20 protein-coding genes are annotated in these 23,572 nt (G+C 49.9%); all 20 read left to right on the plus strand.

Translation table 11 applies throughout. The features are described from left to right. Nucleotides 1-98 precede the first annotated feature (98 nt). The 20 genes from tsf (at nt 99) to ETV65_RS20885 (ending at nt 23,527) form a co-directional block, all read left to right on the plus strand. Nucleotides 99-950 carry a translation elongation factor Ts gene (gene tsf, locus ETV65_RS20790; RefSeq protein ID WP_129954974.1) on the plus strand — a complete coding sequence of 284 codons (852 nt, stop codon included), beginning with the start codon at nt 99-101 and terminating at the stop codon, nt 948-950. A 159-nt stretch (nt 951-1,109) separates the two neighbouring features. Next, complete coding sequence (pyrH, locus tag ETV65_RS20795; protein WP_129954975.1) at nt 1,110-1,841, plus strand: UMP kinase; 732 nt, start codon at nt 1,110-1,112, stop codon at nt 1,839-1,841. A gap of 108 nt (nt 1,842-1,949) precedes the next feature. Beyond that, nucleotides 1,950-2,507, plus strand: coding sequence for a ribosome recycling factor (gene frr / locus ETV65_RS20800; RefSeq protein ID WP_129954976.1), 558 nt, complete (start codon nt 1,950-1,952; stop codon nt 2,505-2,507). A gap of 158 nt (nt 2,508-2,665) precedes the next feature. Further along, nucleotides 2,666-3,862 carry a 1-deoxy-D-xylulose-5-phosphate reductoisomerase gene (gene ispC, locus ETV65_RS20805; protein ID WP_129954977.1) on the plus strand — a complete coding sequence of 399 codons (1,197 nt, stop codon included), beginning with the start codon at nt 2,666-2,668 and terminating at the stop codon, nt 3,860-3,862. Nucleotides 3,863-4,139: 277 nt separating this feature from the next. After that, on the plus strand, nt 4,140-4,898 hold the full coding sequence (ispU, locus tag ETV65_RS20810) for a (2E,6E)-farnesyl-diphosphate-specific ditrans,polycis-undecaprenyl-diphosphate synthase (protein WP_129954978.1): 759 nt from the start codon (nt 4,140-4,142) through the stop codon (nt 4,896-4,898). Between the two features lie 9 nt (nt 4,899-4,907). Beyond that, entirely contained in the window at nt 4,908-5,756 is an 849-nt protein-coding gene (cdsA, locus tag ETV65_RS20815; protein WP_129954979.1) for a phosphatidate cytidylyltransferase, read from the plus strand. Nucleotides 5,757-5,799: 43 nt separating this feature from the next. Further along, entirely contained in the window at nt 5,800-7,155 is a 1,356-nt protein-coding gene (rseP, locus tag ETV65_RS20820) for a sigma E protease regulator RseP (protein ID WP_129954980.1), read from the plus strand. Between the two features lie 36 nt (nt 7,156-7,191). Next, nucleotides 7,192-9,612, plus strand: coding sequence for an outer membrane protein assembly factor BamA (gene bamA, locus ETV65_RS20825; protein WP_129954981.1), 2,421 nt, complete (start codon nt 7,192-7,194; stop codon nt 9,610-9,612). Between the two features lie 152 nt (nt 9,613-9,764). Next, nucleotides 9,765-10,262, plus strand: a complete 498-nt coding sequence (skp, locus tag ETV65_RS20830) for a molecular chaperone Skp (protein WP_129954982.1) — start codon at nt 9,765-9,767, stop codon at nt 10,260-10,262. 2 nt (nt 10,263-10,264) lie between these two features. After that, on the plus strand, nt 10,265-11,287 hold the full coding sequence (gene lpxD / locus ETV65_RS20835; protein ID WP_129954983.1) for a UDP-3-O-(3-hydroxymyristoyl)glucosamine N-acyltransferase: 1,023 nt from the start codon (nt 10,265-10,267) through the stop codon (nt 11,285-11,287). A gap of 114 nt (nt 11,288-11,401) precedes the next feature. Next, nucleotides 11,402-11,890, plus strand: a complete 489-nt coding sequence (gene fabZ / locus ETV65_RS20840) for a 3-hydroxyacyl-ACP dehydratase FabZ (RefSeq protein WP_120163110.1) — start codon at nt 11,402-11,404, stop codon at nt 11,888-11,890. Between the two features lie 3 nt (nt 11,891-11,893). Next, a complete protein-coding gene (gene lpxA / locus ETV65_RS20845) occupies nt 11,894-12,682 on the plus strand; it encodes an acyl-ACP--UDP-N-acetylglucosamine O-acyltransferase (RefSeq protein ID WP_129954984.1) in 789 nt (262 codons plus the stop codon). 18 nt (nt 12,683-12,700) lie between these two features. Further along, the gene (gene lpxB, locus ETV65_RS20850) at nt 12,701-13,849 is read left to right on the plus strand and encodes a lipid-A-disaccharide synthase (RefSeq protein WP_129954985.1); all 1,149 of its coding nucleotides are present in this window, start codon (nt 12,701-12,703) and stop codon (nt 13,847-13,849) included. Further along, on the plus strand, nt 13,846-14,442 hold the full coding sequence (gene rnhB, locus ETV65_RS20855; RefSeq protein WP_129954986.1) for a ribonuclease HII: 597 nt from the start codon (nt 13,846-13,848) through the stop codon (nt 14,440-14,442). The genes lpxB and rnhB overlap by 4 nt, the downstream gene beginning before the upstream one ends. An 83-nt stretch (nt 14,443-14,525) precedes the next feature. Next, entirely contained in the window at nt 14,526-18,008 is a 3,483-nt protein-coding gene (gene dnaE / locus ETV65_RS20860; protein WP_129954987.1) for a DNA polymerase III subunit alpha, read from the plus strand. A gap of 12 nt (nt 18,009-18,020) precedes the next feature. Next, nucleotides 18,021-18,980, plus strand: coding sequence for an acetyl-CoA carboxylase carboxyl transferase subunit alpha (accA, locus tag ETV65_RS20865; RefSeq protein ID WP_013574209.1), 960 nt, complete (start codon nt 18,021-18,023; stop codon nt 18,978-18,980). A gap of 189 nt (nt 18,981-19,169) precedes the next feature. After that, nucleotides 19,170-21,317 carry a lysine decarboxylase LdcC gene (locus tag ETV65_RS20870; protein ID WP_129954988.1) on the plus strand — a complete coding sequence of 716 codons (2,148 nt, stop codon included), beginning with the start codon at nt 19,170-19,172 and terminating at the stop codon, nt 21,315-21,317. Between the two features lie 86 nt (nt 21,318-21,403). Next, complete coding sequence (locus tag ETV65_RS20875) at nt 21,404-21,793, plus strand: VOC family protein (protein WP_129954989.1); 390 nt, start codon at nt 21,404-21,406, stop codon at nt 21,791-21,793. 7 nt (nt 21,794-21,800) lie between these two features. Then, entirely contained in the window at nt 21,801-23,141 is a 1,341-nt protein-coding gene (gene tilS, locus ETV65_RS20880) for a tRNA lysidine(34) synthetase TilS (protein ID WP_129954990.1), read from the plus strand. A gap of 95 nt (nt 23,142-23,236) precedes the next feature. Then, nucleotides 23,237-23,527 carry a cytochrome c gene (locus ETV65_RS20885; protein ID WP_238483281.1) on the plus strand — a complete coding sequence of 97 codons (291 nt, stop codon included), beginning with the start codon at nt 23,237-23,239 and terminating at the stop codon, nt 23,525-23,527. Nucleotides 23,528-23,572 lie beyond the last annotated feature (45 nt).

A 23,572-nucleotide genomic window follows, 5' to 3' on the forward strand; every position in this document is an offset into this window, starting at 1 on the left:
GTTAGGGGGCCTTTATTGGCCCCCTTTGCTTATCTTAAATGCGAGAAATATCTCACCGCAAAAACCCTTTTTGCACTGAGATAATCGAGGAAAATACAATGGCTGATATTACCGCTGCCCTGGTAAAAGAACTGCGCGAACGTACTGGCGCTGGCATGATGGATTGTAAGAAAGCTCTGGTTGAAGCTAACGGCGACATCGAGCTGGCAATTGAAAACATGCGTAAATCTGGCGCGATCAAAGCGGCGAAAAAAGCAGGCAACGTAGCTGCTGACGGCGTGATCAAAACCAAAATCGAAGGCAACTTCGGCGTGATTCTGGAAGTTAACTGCCAGACTGACTTCGTGGCTAAAGATGCTGGTTTCCAGGCTTTTGCTGACAAAGTGCTGGACGCTGCTGTTGCAGGCAAAGTGACTGACGTTGAAGTCCTGAAAGCTCAGTTCGAAGAAGAGCGTATTCAGCTGGTTGCTAAAATCGGTGAGAACATCAACATTCGTCGCGTTCAAATTCTTGAAGGCGATGTGCTGGGCAGCTACCTGCACGGCGCACGTATCGGTGTTCTGATTGCGGCTAAAGGCGCTGATGAAGAACTGGTTAAGCAAATTGCTATGCACGTTGCAGCAAGCAAACCAGAATTCGTTAAGCCTGAGGACGTGTCTGCTGAAGTGGTAGAAAAAGAGTATCAGGTTCAGCTGGACATCGCGATGCAGTCTGGCAAACCGAAAGAAATTGCAGAGAAAATGGTTGAAGGCCGCATGAAGAAATTCACCGGCGAAGTTTCTCTGACAGGTCAGCCTTTCGTTATCGACCCAAGCAAAACTGTGGGTCAGGTTCTGAAAGAACACAATGCTGACGTGATTAACTTCATCCGCTTTGAAGTGGGCGAAGGTATCGAGAAAGTTGAGACTGACTTTGCTGCTGAAGTTGCAGCAATGACTAAACAGTCTTAATCAGTATCTGATACACCCTAAAATGGAACCGCTACGAAAGGGCGGTTCCGTTTTATCCAGCCCCAAATTCCTATTACATTGTGCGTGAAGTCATTCAGACAACGCTATGATGTAAAAACCGACTATCCATTAAGACACATTGCTTCTAGGACAGACACCATGGCTACCAATGCGAAACCCGTTTATCAACGTATCCTGCTCAAACTCAGTGGCGAAGCCCTGCAGGGTAGTGAAGGTTTTGGTATCGACGCGAGTGTATTAGATCGCATGGCTCAGGAAGTGAAAGAGCTGGTCGAACTCGGCATTCAGGTAGGTGTTGTGATCGGCGGCGGTAACCTATTCCGTGGCGCGGGTCTGGCACAGGCGGGCATGAATCGTGTTGTAGGCGACCATATGGGTATGCTGGCAACTGTCATGAATGGCCTGGCAATGCGTGATGCATTACACCGTGCCTATGTTAACGCACGCCTGATGTCTGCGATCCCTTTGAACGGTGTGTGTGATAATTACAGCTGGGCTGAGGCCATCAGCTTGCTGCGTCATAACCGCGTGGTAATTTTCTCTGCCGGTACCGGCAATCCTTTCTTTACCACTGACTCAGCCGCGTGTCTGCGCGGTATTGAAATCGAAGCTGATGTGGTATTAAAAGCCACCAAAGTTGACGGTGTGTATTCAGCTGATCCGGTGAAAAACCCGGATGCGACACTTTACGAAACACTGACCTATCAGGAAGTGCTGGAACAGGAATTGAAAGTAATGGATCTGGCTGCCTTTACGCTGGCCCGCGATCACAATCTGCCAATTCGCGTCTTCAACATGAATAAGCCTGGCGCACTGCGTCGCGTGGTGATGGGTGAAAATGAAGGAACGCTGATTTCTAAAGCGGAATGATCCTTCACAATTGAACATTACGTTCAGCCAGTCTCTGCTGGCATGAGTATTCACGGACTATACTGATGTTATGGTCTGCCAGGTAATCAGCTTTCAAAGGTTCACAACGTGATTAACGAAATCAAAAAAGACGCTGAAATTCGTATGGAAAAATGCGTTGAAGCATTCAAAACCCATATCAGCAAAATCCGTACCGGCCGTGCATCTCCGGGCATCCTGGATGGCATCATGGTGGAATACTACGGTTCAGCAACGCCTCTGCGTCAACTGGCCCAGGTGACGGTGGAAGATTCCCGTACTCTGGCAATCTCTGTATTCGATCGCTCCATCAGCGCTGCTGTTGAAAAAGCGATCATGACTTCTGATTTGGGCCTCAACCCGTCTTCTGCGGGTGCGACAATCCGTGTTCCATTGCCTGCACTGACAGAGGAACGTCGTAAGGATCTCATCAAGGTCGTGCGTGGCGAAGCAGAGCAGGGCCGTGTCTCCGTACGTAACGTCCGCCGTGATGCGAACGATAAAACCAAAGCATTGTTGAAAGATAAAGAAATCAGTGAAGATGAAGACCGTCGTTCTCAGGACGATATTCAGAAACTGACTGATATTTTCATCAAGAAAATCGACGTTGCTTTGAGCGAGAAAGAAACCGAGTTAATGGAATTTTAATCCGGTTTAAGTCTCTCCTAAAGCGCCGCAATTGCGGCGCTTTGTTTTTTAGCAGGCTTTAAATTTTTTACTGGTTCGCACAATCTCATAGACAAGCCAGATAAGAGGTTTCAGACTGTGCACTTTCCAAATTTACGAGCGCTATTCCGGGCATTTTCATGAAAAAAATGACTATTCTTGGTTCGACAGGGTCTGTCGGCACCAGCACGCTTTCCGTTGTCCGGTCTAATCCTGACGATTTTTCCGTTAAAGCACTGGTTGCAGGGCGTAATGTTGACGTTATGGCGCAGCAGTGTCTCGAGTTTCACCCTGAATACGCTTCGATGGCGGATGAACCGTCTGCCCGCGCGCTGAGAGCCATTCTGGCAGAACACGCAAGCCGTACTGAGGTGCTTTCTGGCTCTGATGCTGCGGCTGAACTGGCTGCTCTTGATGATGTGGATCAGGTGCTGTCGGCTATAGTGGGTGCAGCGGGCTTGTTACCGACACTCGCCGCTGTGCGCGCAGGTAAACAGGTACTTCTGGCGAATAAAGAATCGCTGGTGACCTGCGGGCGCATTTTTATGGACGCAGTCCGCCAGAGTCAGTCTCAGCTATTGCCTATCGACAGTGAGCACAACGCGATTTTCCAGAGTTTGCCTGAATCTGTTCAGAAACAACTGGGATATGCTTCCCTCGAAAGCCATGGGATCTCTCGCATTATTTTAACCGGATCCGGTGGCCCGTTCCGCGAATTGCCGTTGGATAAATTCCGTGATGTCACACCGGATCAGGCTTGTGCACATCCTAACTGGTCTATGGGACGTAAAATTTCCGTCGACTCAGCCACCATGATGAACAAAGGGCTGGAATATATTGAAGCCCGCTGGTTATTTAATGCCTCTGCGGCTGAAATGGAAGTGATTATTCATCCGCAATCTGTGATCCATTCCATGGTGCGTTATTGCGATGGTAGCGTGCTGGCTCAGTTGGGCTCACCGGATATGCGCACCCCGATTGCGCATGCGATGGCGTATCCGCACAGGGTCACAACCGAAGTCGAAGCGCTGGATTTTTGTAATATGGGTGCGATGACTTTCAGTGCACCGGATTACATCCGTTATCCTTGTTTGCAACTCGCTATTGAAGCCAGCAACACCGGTCAGGCAGCAACGACGGCACTGAATGCCGCAAATGAAATTTCAGTGGCTGCGTTCCTCAATGGCAAGATTCGTTTTACCGACATTGCTTTCCTGAATCGACAGGTGATGGAGCAGATAGTGAGTGCTGAACCTGATTCTGTTGAGGAAGTGTTGGAGATCGACGCACAGGCGAGAGCCAGTGCGTGTGAGAAACTTCATAGATTTGCGCTCTAAGGCTATTTTTGTACTTATGCAGCAGTTTGTTAGCATCACATTGAAATGGTATAGTCTGCGCCACACTGACAGTAGATTTGGCTTTTCAGAGCCTGAATGTTAAAGGTGGAATCGGTGATCTGTCTGTGTAAGCCGTGCCTGCAAGGGAGACACGGCTTTTTTGCGCGTGTAGTCGCATCAGCGACAGAAAGGTAGGCCGCCAGCGGGCGTCAGCCAGAAGAATGTTATGCCAGCCAGAAAGCCGTTGTGTTCTGATAAAAGGAAATGAGTACGCGTTATGTCCCTCGAAAATCAACAGATGTCTGATATGTATTGCGCTCAGCCTCGCCATGTTGCCATTATCATGGACGGTAACGGACGCTGGGCAAAACGTCAGGGTAAAATGAGGGTGTTCGGTCATAAAGCGGGAGTGAAGTCGGTGCGCAAAGCGGTGAGTTTTGCTGCCAGTCATCATCTCGATGCACTCACGCTTTATGCCTTTAGCAGTGAAAACTGGAATCGTCCGGCTCAGGAAGTCTCTGCATTGATGGAGTTGTTTGTCCGTGCATTAGACAGTGAAATTAAAAGCCTGCATAAACATAATGTCAGGCTTCGGGTCATTGGCGATGTCAGTCGCTTTAGTGCTCGTCTGCAGGAACGCATTCGTCGTTCAGAAACACTTACTCAAAATAACGACGGACTTACCCTGAACATTGCTGCGAACTATGGTGGCCGATGGGATATTATTCAAGGCGTTAAAACGCTGGCGGGTCAGGTTGAAGCGGGCACACTGCGGGCAGAACAGATTACCGAAGAATTGCTGAATTCAGCGGTCTGTATGAGTGAACTGGCACCTGTCGATTTGGTGATCAGAACCGGTGGGGAACATAGGATCAGTAACTTTTTGCTGTGGCAAATTGCTTACGCGGAGCTCTATTTTACCGATGTCCTCTGGCCTGATTTTGATGAAAATACCTTTGAAGGTGCGCTGACGGCTTTTGCCCATCGCGAGCGCCGCTTCGGAGGGACTACACCTATCGGCGCTGATGCGTCCTAGGGAGAACATTTGCTGAAGTATCGCATTATCACAGCTCTGATTTTAATACCGATTGTTATTGCAGCACTCTTTTTGTTACCGCCTGTCGGTTTTGCCATCGTGACGTTAGTTGTGTGCATGTTGGCTGCGTGGGAGTGGGGACAACTGGCCGGTTTTGCAAGCCGTAATCAGCGCATATGGCTGGCTATATTATGTGGTTTTCTGCTGGCGGCGATGATGCTGAGCATTCCGGCTTACCAGCAAAGCGTGCATTTGTTGCAAGTCGCAGGCTCCTTATGGGCAGCGCTTGCCTGGTGGTGTCTGGCCCTGGTGCTGGTGGTTGGGTATCCGGCTTCGGCAGCCTTCTGGCGCCACTCTCGTGTGCTGCGTTTGGTCTTTGGCATACTGACCATTGTGCCTTTCTTTTGGGGGATGGTCGCACTGCGCCAATACGGTTATGCGGAAAATCATCATACTGGCGCATGGTGGTTGTTATATGTGATGCTACTGGTCTGGGGGGCAGACTCCGGTGCTTACCTGTTTGGTAAATTACTGGGTAAGCATAAGCTTGCTCCTAAAGTATCCCCGGGAAAAACCTGGGAAGGGTTTACTGGCGGTCTTCTGACTTCAGCCCTGATAGCCTGGCTATTTGGCCGCTATGCGCCTCTTGATGTGGTACCTTCAACCTTATTAATTTGTTCCGTTGTGGCTGCACTGGCGTCTGTGCTGGGCGACCTGACGGAAAGTATGTTCAAACGCGAGGCAGGTATCAAAGACAGTGGTCATATGATCCCGGGTCATGGCGGTATACTGGACCGTATCGACAGCCTGACGGCTGCAGTCCCTGTATTCGCCTGTCTGATGCTGTTAGTGTATTAATCCGTCCATGACGGTAGAAGTTTTCTAAGGAATAGTTAGACATATGATGAACATACTCTGGAGCCTGGCCGCCTTTATCGTCGCATTGGGGGTGCTTATCACCGTGCACGAGTTCGGCCACTTCTGGGTTGCTCGTCGTTGTGGTGTCCGTGTTGAACGTTTTTCTGTCGGGTTTGGACGTGCGCTATGGCGCCGTACTGACCGTCAGGGGACCGAGTATGTTCTGGCCATCATTCCGCTCGGGGGCTACGTTAAGATGCTCGACGAGCGTGTCGAGGCAGTCGCGCCTGAATTTCGTCACCAATCTTTCAATAACAAAAAAATCTGGCAACGTGCTGCTATCATCAGTGCCGGACCTGTCGCTAATTTCATTTTTGCGGTTTTTGCTTACTGGCTGGTTTTCGTCATCGGCGTGCCGAGCGTGCGTCCTGTCGTGGCAAATGTCACTGTCAATTCAGTTGCCGCACAATCCAATATTTCGCCCGGAATGGAACTAAAATCTGTTGCTGGTATCGAAACGCCTGATTGGGATTCAGTTCGCATGGCGTTAATGGGCGAAATTGGTGATGATCAAACGACGGTTGGCGTGGCGCAATTTGGCTCGTCCCAGGTCGTTGAGAAAACCCTGGATCTGCGTCAATGGCACTTTGATCCTGAAAAGCAGGATCCCGTGGTATCTCTGGGTATGATTCCGAGAGGGCCGCAGATAGAATCTGTTCTGCAGGAGGTGCAGCCAGATTCAGCCGCTCAAAAGGCGGGTTTGCAAGCCGGGGACAGGATCGTTAAAGTCGATGGTCAGATTCTGGAAAGTTGGCAGTCTTTTGTCATCCAGGTAAGGGACAATCCGGGTAAACCCATCGCGCTGGAGGTTGAAAGGGCAGGAAATCCTGTCACGTTAACACTGACGCCGGACACGAAGTCCGCAGGCAAAGGCAAAATACAGGGTTTTGCTGGTGTGGTACCGAAGGTGATACCGCTGCCTGATGAGTATAAAACTATCCGTCAGTATGGTCCGTTTGTGGCGTTTTATGAAGCCGGGGATAAAACCTGGCAACTGATGAAACTCACTGTGAGCATGCTGGGTAAGTTAATTACCGGAGATGTGAAGCTGAACAATCTGAGTGGCCCAATCTCCATCGCACAGGGCGCAGGAATGTCAGCTGAATATGGTTTGGTGTCTTATCTCACGTTTTTGGCGCTCATTAGCGTCAATCTGGGGATCATCAACCTCTTCCCATTACCGGTATTAGATGGTGGACACCTGCTGTTTCTCGCAATAGAAAAGCTTAAGGGTGGGCCAGTTTCCGAGCGAGTTCAGGACTTCAGTTACCGCATTGGTTCAGTTTTGCTGGTGTTGTTGATGGGGCTTGCACTTTTCAATGATTTCTCCCGTCTTTAAGACCGGAGATTAGGTTAGGAAGAACGCATAACAACGATGGCGATCAAAAAGTTGCTCATAGCGTCGCTGCTGTTTGGCAGCGCCACCGTATACGGTGCAGACGGTTTCGTAGTGAAAGATATTCATTTCGAAGGCCTGCAGCGAGTTGCCGTCGGTGCGGCGTTACTCAATATGCCGGTTCGCGTCGGTGATACGGTGACTGACGATGATATCAGTAATACCATCCGTGCTTTGTTTGCCACTGGCAACTTTGAGGACGTTCGTGTCCTGCGCGATGGTAATTCTCTGATTGTTCAGGTCAAAGAACGTCCAACCATTGCCAGCATTACTTTCTCCGGTAACAAATCGGTGAAAGATGACATGCTCAAGCAAAACCTGGAGGCCTCTGGCGTCCGTGTTGGCGAAGCTCTTGACCGTACAACCATCGGTAGCATCGAGAAAGGTCTCGAAGACTTCTATTACAGCGTCGGTAAATACAGTGCATCGGTAAAAGCGGTTGTGACCCCATTGCCACGTAACCGTGTTGATCTGAAGCTGGTCTTCACCGAAGGTGTTTCTGCGAAAATTCAGCAGATCAACATTGTGGGTAACCATGCCTTCACAACCGATGATCTGATTTCACGCTTCCAACTGCGTGATGAAGTGCCATGGTGGAACGTAGTCGGTGACCGTAAATATCAGAAACAAAAACTCGCGGGTGACCTTGAAACCTTGCGCAGTTTTTATCTGGATCGCGGTTATGCCCGTTTCAACATTGATTCGACTCAGGTCAGCCTGACGCCGGACAAAAAAGGCATCTATATTACGCTCAACATTACAGAAGGTGAGCAATACAAACTTTCTGGCGTTGAAGTAACGGGCAGCATGGCCGGTCACTCGGCAGAAGTTCAAAGCCTGACTAAAATTGATAAGGGCGAGTTGTATAACGGCGCCAAAGTCACCAAAATGGAAAACGACATTAAGCAGATGCTGGGTCGTTATGGCTATGCTTATCCTCGTGTGACGACTCAGCCAGAAATTAATGATGCAGACAAAACCGTCAAACTGCATATCAACGTTGATGCGGGAAACCGTTTCTACGTTCGTCATATCCGGTTTGAAGGCAATGACACCAGTAAGGACAGCGTACTTCGCCGTGAAATGCGTCAGATGGAAGGAGCCTGGTTGGGCAACGATCTGGTCGATAAAGGTAAAGAGCGTCTGAACCGTCTGGGCTACTTCGAAACCGTGGATGTAGATACACAGCGTGTTCCAGGTTCCCCTGATCAGGTTGATGTCGTCTACAAAGTGAAAGAACGTAACACAGGTAGCTTTAACTTTGGTGTGGGTTACGGTACTGAGAGTGGTGTCAGCTTCCAGGTAGGCGTCCAGCAGGATAACTGGCTGGGTACAGGTAATTCCGTTGGCATCAGCGGGACTAAAAATGACTACCAGACATATGCAGAATTCACTATCACTGACCCTTACTTCACGGTCGATGGTGTAAGTCTGGGCGGCCGCATCTTCTATAACGACTTTAAAGCAGATGATGCAGACCTCTCCAGCTATACCAACAGAAGTTACGGTATTGGCGGTAATCTTGGTTTCCCAATCAATGAGAACAACTCATTGCGGTTAGGGATAGATTACGTCCATAACGATCTGTCCAATATGGAGCCACAGATCGCCATGTTCCGTTATCTGAACTCTGTCGGGCTAAAACCGCCGGTGACCACCAGTGACAATGCGGATGCTGACTTCAGTGCGAATGACTTCTTTGCCAATCTCGGCTGGGGTTATAACAATCTCGACCGCGGCTACTTCCCGACATCCGGGACGAAAGCCAGCCTGAACGGTAAAGTGACTGTCCCTGGTTCTGATAACGAATACTACAAAATTACATTTGATTCAACCAGTTATATGCCACTGAATCAGGACCGTGATTGGGTGCTGATGGGCCGTGCGCGTGCAGGTTACGCAGATGGTCTTGGGGGTAAAGAAGTTCCGTTCTACGACAACTTCTATGCTGGCGGTTCAAGCAGTGTTCGTGGTTTCCAATCGAATACCATTGGTCCTAAAGCGGCATATTACAAGTGTACTACGGCTAATACGTCTTACAGTGGCTGTCCGATTGATAATTCAAACGACGCAGTTGGTGGTAACGCAATGGCAGTATTGAGTGCGGAATTGATTGTTCCTACTCCATTTGTTAGTGAGAAATACGCTAACTCATTGCGTACTTCCCTGTTCGTGGACAGCGGTACTGTGTGGGATACAGGTTGGGAAAATACGCCGCAGACATTGGCAGCTGGTGTTCCTGATTACAGTAAACCAGGTAATATTCGTGTTTCTTCAGGTCTTGCGTTGCAGTGGATGTCTCCACTAGGACCATTGGTGTTCTCCTACGCACAACCGGTCAAGAAATATGAAGGCGATAAGGCAGAACAGTTCCAGTTTAACATTGGTAAAACCTGGTAACGTTCTGTCAGGGCAGAAGTTGTTCAGCGGAATCGCAATGGCCTGATGAAAAATCTCATACACGGGTTTCGGCCCGTGTATTGTTTTCGTATCAGGTGTTTTGTGTAATTTAATGTGCCACATGGCACAACGGGTGATGGAAGGAGTTTATAGTGAAAAAGTGGTTATATGCCGCAGGCCTCGGTTTAGTTATGGCTTCTTCAGCTAGCGTTCAGGCTGCTGATAAAATTGCTATCGTTAACGTAGCAAGTATTTTCCAACAAATGCCTGCGCGTGAAGCTGTAGCAAAGCAACTGGAAAACGAGTTCAAAAGCCGTGCGACAGATTTGCAATCTCAGGAACGTGATCTGCAAACCAAAATGCAACGTCTGCAACGTGATGGCTCTACAATGAAAGCCAGTGAACGTTCTAAACTTGAAAAAGACGTGATGGCTCAGCGTGAAGCGTTCTCTGCTAAAGCGCAGCAATTCGATCAAGACAACCGTCGTCGTCAGGGCGAAGAACGTAACAAAATTCTGAGCCGTATTCAGGACGCTGTGAAAACTGTAGCAAGTAAAGAAGGTTATGACGTTGTTATCGATGCTAATGCCATTGCATATGCTGACAATAGCAAAGACATTACTGCTGATGTGCTGAAACAGGTTAAATAAACATGTCTTCAATTCGACTGGCTGATCTCGCACAGCAGTTGGATGCACAATTGCACGGTGATGGCGAAATTGCCATCACCGGCGTTGCTTCAATGCATTCCGCACACTCTGAGCAAATCACGTTTTTATCAAACAGCCGTTACCGTGAACAGTTGGCTTCCTGCAATGCAGGTGCCGTAGTGTTGACCGAAGCGGATCTGCCATTTTGCCCTACAGCGGCATTAGTGGTTAAAAACCCTTACCTGACGTACGCCCGGATGGCGCAATTGCTGGATACCACGCCAGCACCGGCACAGGATATCGCAGCGAGTGCGGTGATTTCAGACAGTGCAACACTAGGTAAGAATGTCTCGGTTGGCGCAAATGCAGTCATCGAATCAGGCGTTGTATTGGGTGACAACGTTGTCATCGGTGCAGGTTGCTTTATCGGTAAAGAGGCAAAAATCGGCGCAGGCACACGGTTGTGGGCCAATGTTTCTATTTATCACCGCGTTGAAATCGGTGAGCAGTGTCTGATTCAGTCAGGTACCGTGATCGGTGCTGATGGTTTTGGTTATGCCAACGATCGTGGCAACTGGGTCAAAATTCCACAGCTGGGTACTGTCATTATCGGTGACCGCGTTGAAATCGGTGCCTGTACCACGATTGACCGTGGTGCACTCGACGACACCATCATTAGCAATGGCGTTATCATTGATAACCAATGTCAGATTGCACACAACGTCGTGATTGGAGACAATACGGCAGTTGCTGGCGGTGTTATTATGGCCGGTAGCCTGAAAATTGGGCGCTACTGCCAGATCGGCGGAGCCAGTGTTATCAATGGTCACATGGAGATTTGTGATCAGGCTGTAGTGACGGGAATGGGAATGGTAATGCGACCAATCACTGAACCTGGGGTATACTCCTCCGGTATCCCATTACAGCCGAATAAAGTTTGGCGTAAGACGGCTGCATTGGTAATGAATATCGACGAGATGAATAAGCGCCTGAAAGCTGTCGAGCGTAAAATCGAAAAAGATTAATTACCACCTACGGTGCTGCTTTGTGTTCCCTTCGTTGAGTGAACCTGCGACATACGTTCCTATTTGCGGCCTGCCTGATGACCTTCTTTTAGGGTCTGGCAGGCCGTGTTATTGATGCCATCAGTTTTTATAGACAGGAAGAGTATTTTGACTACTGACACTCATACTCTGCGTATTGAAGAGATACTGGATTTACTGCCACACCGTTACCCGTTCTTGCTGGTTGATCGCGTGTTGGATTTTGAAAAAGGGAAATTTTTGCGCGCTGTGAAAAACGTTTCTTTTAATGAACCGTTCTTCCAGGGCCACTTTCCAGGCAAACCGATTTTCCCTGGCGTTTTGATTCTGGAAGCGATGGCTCAGGCTACTGGCATTCTGGCGTTTAAAAGCGTGGGGAAACTGGAGCCTGGCGAACTGTATTATTTTGCAGCAATCGACGATGCACGCTTTAAACGTCCGGTCTTGCCGGGTGACCAGATGGTTCTGGAAGTTGAATTCATTAAAGAGCGTCGTGGCGTTGCTCGTTTCAAAGGTGTCGCGAAAGTCGATGGTGAGATCGCTTGCGAGGCATCAATGATGTGCGCCCGTCGCCGGGAGTCTTAATACATGATTGATAATACCGCCTTTATTCATCCAAGCGCTATTGTTGAAGACGGTGCCATTATTGGTGCCGGAGTTCATATCGGTCCTTTCTGCTACGTGGGGTCTCAGGTAGAAATTGGTGAAGGTACCGAGCTTAAATCACACGTAGTTCTTAATGGCGTGACCAAAATTGGTCGCGATAACCGCATTTTTCAGTTTGTTTCTATTGGTGAAATTAACCAGGATCTGAAATATGCCGGTGAACCAACACGCGTTGAAGTTGGCGATCGCAACAATATTCGTGAGAGCGTTACCATTCATCGTGGTACTGTTCAGGGCGGTGGTCTGACAAAAGTGGGCAGTGATAACCTTTTGATGGTTAACGCACATATTGCCCATGATTGTGTCATTGGAAATCGCTGTATTTTGGCGAACAACGCGACCCTGGGTGGTCACGTTGAGGTGGATGATTTTGCGATCATTGGCGGTATGACGGCGGTACATCAGTTCTGTATTATCGGTGAGCATGTGATGGTTGGGGGATGTTCCGGGGTGGCTCAGGACGTTCCTCCGTTTGTCATTGCGCAAGGTAACCATGCGACACCTTTCGGCATCAATATCGAAGGGCTTAAGCGCCGTGGTTTCGAAAAAGCCGATCTGCATGCTATCCGTAATGCTTATAAGTTACTGTATCGCAGTGGTAAAACACTGGAAGAAGCACAACCGGAAATCGCTGCTATCGCGGCTGAATTCCCGAAAGCTAAACCATTCAGTGACTTCTTTGCGCGTTCAACGCGTGGCATTATTCGCTGATCTGCGCTACGGAAAACAATGCAAAAGCCTGTTCTGACAATTGGCCTGGTGGCCGGTGAAACGTCCGGTGATATTCTTGGCGCCGGACTGATTCGAGCCTTGAAGAAGCATCATCCTGATACCCGTTTTGTTGGGGTCGCGGGTCCGCTGATGCAGGCGGAAGGATGCGAAGCCTGGTACGAAATGGAAGAACTGGCGGTGATGGGCGTGGTAGAAGTTCTTGAACGACTGCCACGTCTGTTGAAAATCCGCAAAGATCTGACCAAACGCTTTAGCGAGCTGAAACCTGATGTATTTGTGGGCATCGATGCCCCGGATTTCAACATCACGCTGGAAGGTCGTTTGAAGCAGCGCGGTATCCGCACTATTCATTATGTCAGCCCGTCTGTCTGGGCCTGGCGCCAAAAGCGCGTTTTCAAAATCGGGAAAGCCACTGATCTGGTTTTGGCATTTCTGCCTTTTGAAAAAGCGTTTTATGACAAATTCAATGTTCCTTGTCGTTTCATTGGTCATACGATGGCCGATGCAATGCCGTTGCATCCGGACAAACAGGCTGCACGTTTGTCACTCGGTATTCCAGAGGATGTGCACTGTCTGGCGTTATTGCCGGGAAGCCGCCATGCAGAAGTAGAAATGCTCAGCGCGGATTTTCTGAAAACAGCCTTACAGCTGCGGCAAACCTATCCTGATTTACACATCGTAGTGCCGTTGGTCAATGCCAAACGTCGCGGGCAGTTTGAGCGAATTAAGGCTGAGATTGCGCCTGACTTACCTGCGCATTTACTGGATGGCAAAGGTCGGGAAGCGATGATTGCCAGTGATGCTGCTTTGCTGGCATCAGGAACAGCAGCGCTTGAATGTATGCTGGCCAAATGTCCGATGGTGGTGGGTTACCGTATGAAGCCTTTCACTTTCTGGCTGGCTGAGCGTCTGGTGAAAACGCCCTATGTTTCGTTGCCAAACCTGCTGGCACGACGGGAAATTGTCACCGAATTACTGCAAACTGAATGTGTGCCGGACAAGCTTTCCGCCGCCTTGCTGCCGTTACTGGCAGGGGGGGAGAAAAGTCAGGCACTGCGTGAGACATTCCTTGAATTACATGAAAGTATTCGTCGTGACGCAGATGAACAGGCTGCTCAGGCTGTCATGGAGCTGGCAAACCGATGAACGATGTATTTATCTATCCACAAGCCGTTTGTATCGCCGGCGTGGATGAAGTAGGGCGCGGCCCGTTAGTCGGTGCCGTTGTCACCGCTGCCGTGATTCTTGATCCCGCGAATCCGATTACCGGGCTGGCAGATTCAAAAAAACTCTCCGAAAAACGCCGCGAGGCGTTATATATCGAAATCAAAGAGAAAGCACTGGCCTGGAGTCTCGGGCGCGCTGAGCCTCATGAAATCGATGAACTGAATATTTTGCATGCCACCATGCTGGCCATGCAAAGAGCTGTTGCCGGTTTATGCATCACGCCTGATATGGTGCTGATTGATGGTAACCGTTGTCCTGCACTTCCGATGGCCTCCCAGGCGGTAGTAAAAGGGGACAGTAAAGTCGCTGAAATCAGCGCCGCCTCTATTCTGGCTAAAGTCACCCGCGACCGTGAAATGGTTGAACTGGATCTTCAGTTCCCCGAATATGGTTTTGCGAAGCACAAGGGCTATCCGACGCCGGTGCACCTTGAAAGTCTTGCCCGTCTTGGAGCCACTACACACCACCGTCGAAGTTTCTCTCCGGTGAAACGCGCGCTCGGGCTGGCATAACGTATCATTTGTCCCTGCCCGTTTTTATTGCTAAAAAAGACAGGCACACAAACCCTTAATTCACTCATTTCTGGACTCTGGATATGGCCGAACCTCGTTTTATTCATCTGCGTGTACATAGCGACTATTCCATGGTGGATGGGCTTGCGAAGGTAGGCCCGCTGGTGAAATGCGCAGCGTCACTCGGCATGCCTGCTCTGGCGATTACCGATTTCACTAACTTGTGCGGACTGGTTAAGTTTTACGGCGCGGCACACGGCGCGGGCATAAAACCGATTATCGGTGCAGATGTGAATGTCCAAAGCGAAATCCTGGGTGATGAACTGGCACAGCTGACGGTTCTGGCGATGAATAATCAGGGCTACCAGAACCTGACGTTATTAATTTCCAGAGCGTATCAGCGCGGTTACGGCGCCGCCGGCCCGATCGTTGATCTCGAATGGCTGGCAGAACTGAATGAAGGTCTGATCCTGCTCTCCGGCGCGAGAATGGGTGATGTCGGTAAGTTTCTGATCCGCGGAAATGATCTGCAAGTCAGCCAGTGCCTGGATTTCTATCAGCAGTATTTCCCCGATCGCTATTATCTCGAATTGATCCGCACCGGCCGTGCAGACGAAGAAAACTATCTGCATGCGGCAGTCGCCCTGGCGACCGAACGTGGTTTGCCAGTAGTGGCAACCAACGATGTACGCTTTATGGTGCCGGGTGATTTTGATGCTCATGAGATTCGTGTCGCGATCCACGATGGCTTTACGCTCGATGACCCTAAACGTCCGCGAAATTACACATCTCAGCAATATATGCGCAGCGAAGATGAGATGTGCGAGCTGTTTGAGGATGTGCCTGAAGCGCTGCAAAACAGTGTGGAAATCGCCAAACGTTGTAATGTGACCATCCGTCTGGGTGAGTATTTTTTGCCGCAGTTCCCGACCGGTGATATGACCACCGAAGATTTTCTGGTCGAAAAATCAAAAATCGGACTGGAAGAACGCCTTGAGTTTTTATTCCCGGATCCGCAAGTGCGCGCACAAAGACGCCCTGAATATGATGAGCGTCTGGACATCGAACTTAAAGTTATTAACCAGATGGGTTTCCCCGGTTACTTCCTGATCGTAATGGAATTCATCCAGTGGTCGAAAGACAACAGCGTGCCTGTCGGGCCGGGGCGTGGTTCCGGTGCAGGTTCTCTCGTGGCGTATGCCCTGAAAATCACCGATCTGGATCCGCTCGAGTTTGACCTGCTGTTCGAACGTTTCCTTAATCCTGAACGTGTTTCCATGCCCGACTTTGACGTCGACTTCTGCATGGAAAAACGCGACCGTGTCATCGATCACGTGTCAGAAATGTATGGCCGCGAAGCGGTCTCGCAGATCATCACTTTCGGTACGATGGCGGCCAAAGCGGTAATCCGCGATGTGGGCCGGGTTCTGGGTCATCCTTATGGTTTCGTTGACCGCATTTCCAAACTGGTGCCCCCTGATCCTGGGATGACGCTTGAAAAAGCATTTGCCGCTGAGCCGCAATTACCAGAGATCTACGAAGCTGACGAAGAAGTTAAGTCGCTAATCGACATGGCGCGTCAGCTTGAAGGTGTCACCCGTAACGCCGGTAAACATGCCGGTGGTGTGGTGATTGCGCCCACCAAAATTACCGACTTTGCGCCACTGTATTGCGATGCCGAAGGTAACCATCCGGTCACGCAGTTCGATAAAAATGACGTGGAATACGCAGGACTGGTGAAATTCGACTTCCTCGGCCTGCGCACGCTGACCATCATCGACTGGGCACTGGAGATGATCAACGCCCGCCGGGCGAAAGCCGGTGAGGCACCGCTGGACATTGCGGCCATCCCGCTGGATGACAAAAAAAGCTTCGACATGCTGCAACGCTCGGAAACCACGGCGGTATTCCAGCTTGAATCACGTGGTATGAAGGATTTGATCAAACGTCTGAAGCCTGACAGCTTTGAAGATATGATCGCACTGGTGGCGCTGTTCCGCCCGGGCCCGTTGCAGTCCGGCATGGTGGATAACTTTATTGACCGCAAACACGGTCGCGAAGAGATTTCCTACCCGGATATCCAGTGGCAGCATGAATCGCTGAAACCTGTGCTGGAGCCGACCTACGGCATTATCCTGTATCAGGAACAGGTTATGCAGATTGCGCAGGTTCTGGCCGGTTACTCACTGGGTGGCGCAGACATGCTCCGCCGTGCGATGGGTAAGAAAAACCCGGTGGAGATGGCCAAACAGCGTGGTGGCTTTGAAGAAGGGGCCAAATCTCGCGGTATTGACGGCGAACTGGCGATTAAAATCTTCGATCTGGTAGAGAAATTTGCCGGTTACGGTTTTAACAAATCTCACTCAGCGGCTTATGCTTTAGTGTCGTATCAGACGCTGTGGCTGAAAGCGCACTATCCGGCGGAATTCATGGCAGCGGTAATGACGGCTGATATGGATAACACCGAAAAGGTGGTCGGACTGGTGGATGAATGCTGGCGTATGGGGCTGAAAATTTTGCCGCCTGATATCAACAGCGGCCTTTATCATTTCCACGTCAACGATGAAGGCGAAATTGTTTACGGCATCGGCGCGATTAAAGGCGTGGGTGAAGGCCCGATTGAAGCCATTATTGAAGCGCGTAACGAAGGTGGCTATTTCAAAGAACTGTTTGATCTTTGCGCGCGTGCTGACGTCAAAAAGCTTAATAAACGTATCCTCGAAAAGCTGATTATGTCCGGGGCGTTTGACCGTCTGGGACCCCATCGTGCCGCGCTGATGAGTTCCTTAAGCGACGCACTGAAAGCCGCAGATCAACATGCTAAAGCTGAGGCAATTGGTCAGGTTGATATGTTTGGTGTGCTGGCAGAAGCACCTGAGCAGGTTGAGAAATCTTACGCGAATGTAATGCCATGGCCGGAACAAACGGTTCTGGATGGCGAACGTGAGACGCTCGGTCTGTATCTGACCGGCCATCCTATTACCCAATATTTGAAAGAAATTGAACGTTATGGCGGTGGCCAGCGTTTGAAAGATATGCACCCGACGGAACGGGGCAAAATGACCGTCGCGGTCGGGCTTGTCCTTGCTGCACGCGTGATGGTCACCAAGCGGGGTAACCGTATTGGGATCTGTACACTTGACGACCGTTCGGGTCGTCTTGAAGTCATGTTGTTCACTGAAGCATTGGAAAAATTCCAGCATTTATTGGAAAAAGACCGTATCCTTATCGCCACAGGACAGGTCAGCTTTGATGACTTCAGTGGCGGGCTTAAAATGATGGCCCGCGATATAATGGACATCAGTGAAGCACGGGAAAAATATGCTCGCGGTCTTGCTATCTCGCTGACTGACAGGCAAATTGATGACCAGCTTTTGAACCGTCTCCGCCAATCGTTGGAACCTCATCGATCGGGGACGATACCAGTGCATCTGTATTACCAACGAGAAAACGCAAGAGCCCGGCTACGATTCGGGGCGTCATGGCGTGTTACGCCAACGGACAAACTATTGCTGGATTTGCGAGGCCTGGTCGGTACAGAGCAGGTGGAACTGGAATTTGACTAAAATAGGAATGCTATGAGTCTGAATTTTCTTGATTTTGAACAGCCGATTGCGGAACTGGAAGCGAAAATTGACTCGCTGACTGCAGTCAGCCGTCAAGACGAAAAATTAGATATTAATCTGGACGAAGAAGTTGCACGCTTGCGCGAGAAAAGCGTTGAACTGACTCGTAAGATTTTCTCTGATCTGGGTGCCTGGCAAATTGCCCAACTGGCACGCCATCCTCGTCGCCCTTATACGCTCGATTACATCAAACATATCTTCACTGATTTTGATGAACTGGCGGGTGATCGTGCATTCGCAGACGATAAAGCTATCGTTGGCGGTATCGCCCGTTTGGGTGAACGTGCTGTGATGATCATTGGTCATCAGAAAGGCCGTGAAACGAAAGAGAAAATTCGTCGTAACTTCGGTATGCCCGCTCCCGAGGGGTATCGCAAAGCGTTACGTCTGATGGAAATGGCTGAGCGTTTCAAACTGCCAATTATCACCTTTATCGACACGCCGGGTGCATATCCGGGCGTGGGTGCTGAAGAACGTGGTCAGTCTGAAGCGATCGCCCGTAACCTGCGCGAAATGTCTCGTCTGAACGTCCCGGTTATCTGTACCGTTATTGGTGAGGGCGGTTCCGGTGGCGCACTGGCTATCGGCGTGGGCGATAAAGTTAACATGCTGCAATACAGCACCTATTCGGTTATCTCACCGGAAGGTTGTGCGTCAATTCTGTGGAAGAGCGCGGATAAAGCCCCTCTTGCTGCGGAAGCGATGGGCATCATTGCACCGCGTCTGAAAGAACTGAAACTGATCGACTCCGTTATCCCTGAACCATTGGGCGGCGCTCACCGTAACGTAGAAGCAATGGCGGCTTCCCTGCGCGCACAGCTGGAAGCTGACCTCAGTGATCTTGATGTTCTGAGTACAGAAGAACTGCGTAACCGTCGTTATCAGCGTCTGATGACTTACGGCTACTGCTGATTTTGTTCGTTATTTCAAAAGGCCACGCAAAGCGTGGCCTTTTTTATTGTCCGTTTTCATCGCTGGATCTTTCCAGCATTCTTAAATATTCCTCCATTCACTGTAAACGCATCGGTAAAGGGTACACAGCAGGTACTAACCGTGTTTCTATAATTACCTGAGAGAATAAACAACAGAAGGATTTGTCAGATGAATATTATCGCTATCATGCGCCCGGAAGGGGCTTACTACAAAGACGAGCCGATCCGTGAACTGGATAGTGCGCTGACGCTTCTTGGTTTTCAGGTCATTTATCCACGTGACCGCGCAGATCTGCTCAAACTCATCGAAAATAATGCCCGTATTTGCGGCGCAATTTTTGACTGGGATCAGCACAGTGAAGAGCTGTGTACAGCCATTAATGAGCTGAATGAATATCTGCCGCTGTACGCTTTCATCAATACGCATTCAACGCTTGATGTGGACGTTAATGAAATGCGCATGGTGCTCTATTTCTTTGAATATGCCCTGAGTGCGGCTGAGGATATTGCCAAACGCATCCGCCAGTACACTGATGAATACATCGATACCATTACGCCACCGCTGACTAAAGCGCTATTTACATATGTTGAAGAAGGGAAATATACTTTTTGTACGCCCGGACATATGGCCGGTACAGCGTTTTTAAAAAGCCCTGTCGGAACGTTGTTCTATGATTTCTTCGGGGCCAAAACACTGAAAGCCGATGTGTCGATTTCTGTGACGGAGCTTGGCTCCCTGCTTGACCACACGGGGCCGCATCTCGAGGCGGAGGAATATATCGCCCGTACTTTCGGTGCCGAGCAAAGTTATATTGTTACTAATGGCACTTCAACAGCCAATAAAATCGTCGGAATGTATGCGGCACCGGCGGGCAGTACGGTACTGATTGACCGCAACTGTCATAAATCGCTCGCCCATCTGATGATGATGACCAATATCGTACCGGTTTATTTGCGGCCCAATCGCAACGCGTATGGCATTCTTGGCGGAATTCCTAAGCGTGAATTCACCCGCGAAAGTATCGAAGAGAAAATTGCGCAGACCGCGGGCGCTACCTGGCCTGTCCACGCCGTGATCACTAACTCTACCTACGACGGCTTGCTGTACAACACAGATTACATCAAAAGCACACTGGATGTTCCGTCGATTCATTTCGATTCCGCATGGGTGCCATACACTAATTTTCATCCGATTTATGACGGTAAAAGCGGAATGAGCGGCGAGCGCATTCCGGGGAAAGTCATTTACGAAACACAATCAACGCACAAATTACTGGCAGCTTTCTCGCAGGCCTCAATGATTCACATTAAGGGCGATTACAATGAAAGCACCTTTAATGAAGCTTATATGATGCACACTACAACATCGCCTAATTATGGCATTGTGGCTTCCGCAGAAACGGCCGCCGCGATGTTGCGTGGTAATCCAGGACGACGTCTCATTAACCGTTCGGTTGAACGTGCACTACATTTCCGTAAAGAGATCCAGCGGTTACGCGAAGAAACTGAGGGTTGGTTCTTTGATATCTGGCAGCCTGAGCATATTGATGAGGCCGAGTGCTGGCCATTAAATCCTGATCAGAACTGGCATGGTTTTGCGCACGCAGATGCCGATCATATGTTTCTGGATCCGATCAAAGTGACGATCCTGACACCAGGCATGGATGAAACAGGTAAGCTGGAAGAGGAGGGGATCCCGGCGGCGCTGGTAGCCAAATTCCTGGATGAACGTGGGGTAGTTGTTGAAAAAACAGGCCCGTACAATCTGCTTTTCCTGTTCAGTATCGGCATTGATAAAACCAAATCTATGAGTCTGATGCGCGGCCTGACGGATTTTAAGCGCAGTTATGATCTTAACCTGCGCATTAAAAATATGCTGCCGGATTTATATGCGGAAGATCCTGATTTTTATCGCAACATGCGTATTCAGGATCTGGCGCAAGGGATCCATAAACTGATTGTTCGTCACGATTTGCCACGCTTAATGCTGGAGGCGTTTGATGTGCTGCCGGAAATGAAAATGACGCCCTACGAAATGTTCCAGCATCAGGTTCGTGGCCATGTTGATGAATGCGACATTGACGAACTGGTCGGCAAAGTATCAGCAAACATGATCCTGCCTTATCCGCCGGGAGTACCGGTGGTGATGCCGGGAGAGGTGATCACGGAAGAAAGCCGCGCCGTGCTCGATTTCCTGATCATGCTTTGCTCGATAGGCGAGCGTTATCCCGGCTTTGAAACCGATATTCATGGAACGCGGCTCACAGAAGACGGACGATATCTGGTCAAAGTCTTAAAGCTTCCGGAAGCCAGCTAGCAAACTGCCCTCTTCAGGAGGGCTTTTTATTGACGTGTCCGGATGCGCTGAGTAACGTGCAGATCATAAATCAACAGGACATGACTATGCTTAACCTTCGCCAGATCCACCACATCGCCATCATTGGCGCTGATTATCAGGCCAGCAAACACTTCTATTGTGACATTCTCGGGTTCACGTTGCTGGGTGAGTTTTACCGTGAGGAACGCGATTCCTGGAAAGCCGATCTTGCGCTCCAGGGTCAATACACCATTGAGCTATTCAGCTTCCCGCATCCGCCCGCCCGGCCAAGTCATCCTGAGGCATGCGGATTACGTCATCTGGCGTTCAGCGTTGAAAATATTGACCAGTCCGTTTCCGCACTTACCGAAGCGGGTATTATCTGTGAGCCCGTGAGAACCGATCCTCACACCGGTAAAAAATTCACTTTCTTCAACGATCCTGATGGCTTGCCGCTGGAACTGTACGAACCCTGATAATCTTATGAATTCAAAACCGGCGACATTTCTTTTACAACACCTGCACAATAAAATCGGTGATGCACGAAAACTTTGCGTGGCGTTCAGTGGCGGGCTGGATTCTTCCGTGCTGCTCGCTGGCCTGGCAGAATTACGCGACAACGCGTTGCCGGACATCAGGCTGCGTGCATTGCATATCCATCACGGATTAAGCCAGTTTGCTGATGACTGGGTCGCGCACTGCCAGACATTTTGTCTGCAGCGAGATATCCCTTTCTCCGTGATTAAAGTGCAGGTCAATGCGCAGGATGGTGGGATCGAAGCGGCGGCACGAACGGCACGCTATCAGGCATTCTCTGAAAGCCTGACGGCCGGTGAAGTGCTACTGACAGCACAGCACCTGAATGACCAATGCGAAACCTTTATGCTGGCGCTTAAACGTGGGAGCGGGCCTGCTGGTCTCTCGGCGATGAGCGCGGGCAGTTCGGCTCAGGGATATCGTTTGTTACGGCCTTTACTTGATCTAAGTCGTAACCAGCTTGAGGCTTACGCCACGCAGCATCAGCTTGCCTGGATCGAAGACGACAGCAACCGGGATTCACGCTTTGATCGTAACTTTTTGCGGCTGGATATTTTGCCTGATCTTTATGCCCGCTGGCCTCACTTTGCTCAGGCTACAGCCCGTAGCGCGTTACTTTGCGCAGAGCAGGAAGCGTTGCTGGATGAATTACTCAGTGAATCTTTGAAAACACTCACTGACCAGCAAGGCAGTTTGTCGGTAGACGGGCTGAGACATGTCTCGGCGGTGAGGCGCTCTGCGTTATTACGACGCTGGCTGGGAGCATGTGGCGCAAGAATGCCTTCGCGTGAGCAATTGCAGAGAATATGGGACGAAGTCGCTTTAAGTCGCGAAGATGCGCAGGCGCAGTTAGTGCTGGGGAAAATGATGGTCCGGCGTTTCCGTCAGCGTCTGTATGTATTGCCGGAACACCAGCCTCTTAAAGATCAGATCCTCTGTTGGGATCCGGTCGAAAAACTGGTGCTGCCAGACGGTCTGGGTTGTCTGATTGCGGATCATGTTCTTACCGCGCAGACGGCTGATTGTTTGATCCGCCAGCCACGTGCTGATGAAAAGATCACTGTGCGATTTCAGGTACAGGGAATTATCGAAAAGGTCGGGCGGGATCGTGCCCGTCAGGCAAAAAAATTGTGGTCTGAATTAGGTGTGCCTCCATGGGAGCGGGATCGTATTCCTTTGATTTATTATAATGATCAACTGATGGCTGCACCGGGTTGGTTTACTACCCGCCAATCTCTTACTGAAAATAACGAAGCGTTATGGCGGATCGTCTGGTCAGCTGCGTAATAAACAAAAGAGCACTTTATTGGGGCTGTGGTCATTTGCCTGAGGGAATAGTGATGCAAGTCGGGGAAAGAACGGTGGCAGGAATCGCGCTGTTAATGTTAATCACTTCACCTGCCCTGGCAGGCGGAAACGTGACTGACGGGCAGTCTAAATCAGCCAGTTGTGCGGCATGCCACGGTGTAGCGGGTAAAGCTGTTAATTCGATTTACCCTAATCTGGCAGGGCAAAATGAAGATTATCTGGCGCTTTCGTTGCATGCTTATAAGAAAGGTGAGAGAAGTGGCGGGCAGGCGGGTGTGATGCAGGCTTTCAGTTCGTCATTATCTGATGAGGATATCAGTGATTTGTCGGCCTATTACGCCAGTCTGACACCGCTGCAAAAATAAGCTTATCGTAAAATGCAAACGGGCAATCCTGAGATTGCCCGTGAG

This window comes from Rahnella sp. RFA10(1/100) (genome assembly GCF_004195115.1).
GTDB lineage: Bacteria > Pseudomonadota > Gammaproteobacteria > Enterobacterales > Enterobacteriaceae > Rahnella > Rahnella perminowiae.